The following is a 2,322-nucleotide window of genomic DNA, read 5'->3' as shown; positions in this document are numbered from 1 at the left end:
TATGTGCGCGGTTCGGCCGGCATCTTTCCGGCTGGCGAAACGATCACGGGCGCAACGTCAGGTGCCACAGCCGTAATCGCCGCGCCCTACCAGACGCCTCTTGCGATCGGTCCGGGCACGTTGATGAACTGCTCGACCGACGCCGTCGTCGTTGCGAACGTAGTGACACCGGCGAGCCTTAGCCTTTCTGGCATCAGGGGAAACACCCAGTCGCATGGCATCCGGTTCAACCTTTCCGTGGGCCAACGGCTGCGCAAAGCCAGTCTCAGGGACATCGCCCTGAAAAATTCGACCTCCATTGGCGTTGCTTTTCGAGTAACCACCGGCGGCGCGATAGACGAAATGCTGGTCGATGGCTTTGACATGACGGAATGGGTTGGTGATGGCACCGGCAGTTCCATCACGGCCGGCATCGTGACCAGGTTTATTGGCGGCAACAATCCCGGCCTGCAGGGGACGTCGAGTGTGCCGACCAATCTGACCGTCAACACAACGCTGTCCGGGCTTCACAACCGGGCACTCTGCCACAACAACGGGGCCGGCGCGACGCGGACACATACGCTGCCGCCTGCCGTGCCTGGCCTTCGGATCGGCTTTGCCGGAGTACACGCAACCCATGTCATGAACATCGAGCCCAACGGGACGGACACGATCAAGGGCGGCGGTGCAGGAAAATATCTCATTCTCGATCCCGGCGAGCGTGTAACCCTGGAGGCCTATACGGTAGGACTTTGGGTTGTCAGTTCGGCTATCGGCTGGTCAGGGGATTTCGAAGCCTAGGATGAATTCGCAACTTTGCGTAAGGGTACTGCGTCATGCCTAAGTTGATCGTTGCGAGGATGACGAAAACTAGAGGATACGTCAGCTTCAATTTTGTGGCCAACAACACGACCGACAGGCCAATGCCCAAGAGCGGCAAGCTCAACAAATACATGGCAATCCCTACAACTGCCCATAAGCCGTATCGGAGCAGAAAGTCGAGGCCAACGCCGAGATAGCCAAATGTGAAGAACATCGGTATCTGACTTTCGCTTAGGCCAAACAGCGTTATCCGCTGGTAGGAAAATGCCCACTCCATCATCTGATCGTGCTGCGTGCCTTCGATATAGAGTTGCGATCTTGTTTCAAGATTCAGCAACGCCCAATATATAATGATTGAAAGCAGCGCTATGCCGACAGCGGCGACAAGAATCCTCCATCTTCGAACGGCAAAAAATTGGTGGAGCCCAACAATTCCGCAGAACATTGCGACGAACATCATGCCGCCCAGCGACATCGTCGCGATCGCTGAAAGAATGCCTAAAATTGAGACCTTCGAGAGCTTGCGCGAAAGGGCATACTCGCCAGCAAGTAGGCTTGCGATCATAGTCGAATGGGTACCCGGTTCATTCGACAAGCCTGCAAAGCGCGGCACTCTGCCGACGGCAAGCTCAAGTCCTTTCTTACTCATGACCGTCTGGTCACCAAGGCCAAGACTTGCAAGCGGGTCAAAATAAGTTCGGAACGCCACGAAATAGAAAATCTGGAACAGGACCATAAGCGCGTGCGCAGCGATCGCCCATCGCAAACCAACCAACAAAGGACGACTGTCTTTGGCAAAGCAAGCTGGAACGAGGATGAGAGCCAAGCTGCTGCCAATAGTGCCTAGGACTGCTTTAGTGCCGCCATCTTCGGTGAAAGTTCCGCACATCCCGACTAGTAGGAAAGCAACGATCCAAAAAGAACTCGCTTTGACCGGCGCATTTAATAGCGGGATCAGCATGAGAAGTCCGAGGTAGCAAAAGGCGGCTACCCCGAATTGAGTCAGATAGACACTTTGCAGACTCATTGCGATGACGGCAGAGACGGCGTAAATTGTCTTCAGTTTGTCAGAAAAGGTCGACTGGCTAGCGATTTGAATACTTTGTGTTCTTGCGTAATAGTGTGACATGGTGCTAACAGGACTTGTAGATAGGGATCGTCCCGCAAAGGATGCCGGACTCTGTCAACGCCGTTGCCAAGTCAAGCGCACCGTCAATCTTGCATTGCGCTACGATAAATCTACCCAAGGTTGCCACCGTCTTCCCATCGCATGGGGTGCCGCCGCCAACAGGCTTACATTTCACATAGGCATTTTCATAAGAAAGCCTAACGCTCTGGGCTGCTTTTTCCGCAGACGTTGTACCTGATGGCCTAACTCCACAGAGAACAATGGAAGTGCCATCCACCTCGAACGAACTAGCGGTGAGCACGGTCAGTCGACCTTTGATGTCCTTTATTTCTGCAAGCTTCGGCACGGCTTTGGGAGCCTTGGGAGTAGCGAATCTTAGGACGCCGATAGTG

3 protein-coding genes are annotated in these 2,322 nt (G+C 54.3%); 1 reads left to right on the top strand and 2 read right to left on the bottom strand.

Annotated elements, in window-relative coordinates; all coding sequences use genetic code 11:
• Positions 1–780, top strand: a 780-nt coding sequence (locus EOC06_RS28710) for a hypothetical protein (protein WP_164898790.1), incomplete at its 5' end; no start/stop codon positions are given.
• Here the strand turns inward: EOC06_RS28710 and EOC06_RS28705 are convergent.
• Both EOC06_RS28705 and EOC06_RS40970 read right to left on the bottom strand, forming a co-directional pair.
• A complete protein-coding gene (locus EOC06_RS28705) occupies positions 749–1,930 on the bottom strand; it encodes a hypothetical protein (RefSeq protein ID WP_128309391.1) in 1,182 nt (393 codons plus the stop codon). The genes EOC06_RS28710 and EOC06_RS28705 overlap by 32 nt on opposite strands.
• 4 nt (positions 1,931–1,934) lie before the next feature.
• Positions 1,935–2,322, bottom strand: a 388-nt coding sequence (locus tag EOC06_RS40970; RefSeq protein WP_206631273.1) for a hypothetical protein, incomplete at its 5' end; no start/stop codon positions are given.

This window comes from Mesorhizobium sp. M7A.F.Ca.MR.362.00.0.0 (assembly GCF_004023175.1).
Lineage (GTDB): Bacteria > Pseudomonadota > Alphaproteobacteria > Rhizobiales > Rhizobiaceae > Mesorhizobium.
Note: the sequence above shows the minus strand (reverse complement) of the source record. Positions and strands in the feature narration are given on the sequence as shown.

What these genes read in the sequence shown, in the direction of transcription:
- EOC06_RS28705 (WP_128309391.1), bottom strand. Translation starts at nt 1,930, where the DNA reads ATGTCACACTATTACGCAAGAACACAAAGTATTCAAATCGCTAGCCAG.